The organism is Syntrophotalea sp., assembly GCF_050253115.1.
Taxonomy (GTDB): Bacteria; Desulfobacterota; Desulfuromonadia; order Desulfuromonadales; family Syntrophotaleaceae; genus Syntrophotalea; species Syntrophotalea acetylenica.
Window position 1 is genome coordinate 42,706 of sequence record NZ_JBFWJQ010000007.1, and the last position, 1,129, is coordinate 43,834.

Consider the following 1,129-nt stretch of genomic DNA (forward strand, 5'->3'; position numbering starts at 1 on the left):
GCGGCCGAGTTCATGCAATAGCGCAAGCCAGTCGGTGGCGGGCCGTCGCTAAACACGTGGCCCAGGTGCGAATCACCGTGGCGGCTACGTATTTCGGTGCGCACCGAAAAGAGTTTGTGGTCTTCACGCTCGACGATATTCTCCTTTACCAGCGGCCGCACGAAGCTCGGCCAGCCAGTACCTGATGTGTACTTGTCGAGTGAACTGAACAGTGGTTCGCCCGAGACGATGTCGACATAGATCCCGGCCTGTTTGTTGTCCCAGTATGCGTTCTTAAACGGCGGCTCGGTGCCTTCCTTCTGAGTGACCTTGTACTGCAGAGGGGTCAGGGTTTTGCGCAGGGTGGCATCATCCGGTTTATGATAACGGGTGTTCCCGGTCATGGGAGCCGCCTTTTTTATTTCCTTGCTCCAGATCTTTTCCAGAAACTCGTCGCGCCCCGAATTCCGGCGGTAGCATTTGTAGCGGAGCGGATTTTCCTTGTAGTAGTCCTGGTGGTAATCTTCGGCGACATAGAAGGTTTTGAAGGGCAGAATCTGTGTCACGATCGGTTTGTCGAAACGTCCCGATTGCTGCAGTGCCTGTTTGGATTTCTCTGCCAGATCGTGCTGCTCTTGATCATGGTAGAAGATGGCCGAACGGTACTGGGAGCCGCGGTCGACGAACTGGCCTCCGGAATCCGTCGGGTCGATATGCCGCCACAGCACATCCAGTAATTGCTCATAGCTGATCCTTGCAGGGTCGTAGGTAACCTGCACCGCTTCAACATGACCGGTGCCGCCGGCCGATACCTGCTTGTAGGTCGGGTTCGCGACGTTGCCGCCGGTAAAGCCCGATATAACCTTGATGACGCCGGGCTCTTTCGCAAAATCGGATTCCACGCACCAGAAACAACCCCCGGCAAAGGTCGCCACCATTTGCTTTTTACCTTTATCCGTCATGTGTGCTCCTTGATCGGGCCCCGTCGCCGCTGCAGCTACGCCGGCCATAAATATCAACGTGGTGAAAAGAAGAGTCCTGAACCAGTCAATTATCATGGAGTCCCCTCCTGCTTGCTGAGAAGTATCACTTCATTATACGCGGCACGGGAACTTCGGTCCAATCGAGGGCGAAAGGCGAAAAGGGGTCA

The 1,129-nt window shown here is 55.4% G+C and carries 1 protein-coding gene; it reads right to left on the reverse strand.

Features of this window, described 5'->3' with window-relative positions; genetic code table 11:
• Window positions 1-1,037: peptide-methionine (S)-S-oxide reductase MsrA (msrA, locus tag AB7E65_RS01705; RefSeq protein ID WP_428745157.1), on the reverse strand; the 1,037-nt coding region annotated here is incomplete at its 3' end.
• Between the last annotated feature and the right edge of the window lie 92 nt (window positions 1,038-1,129).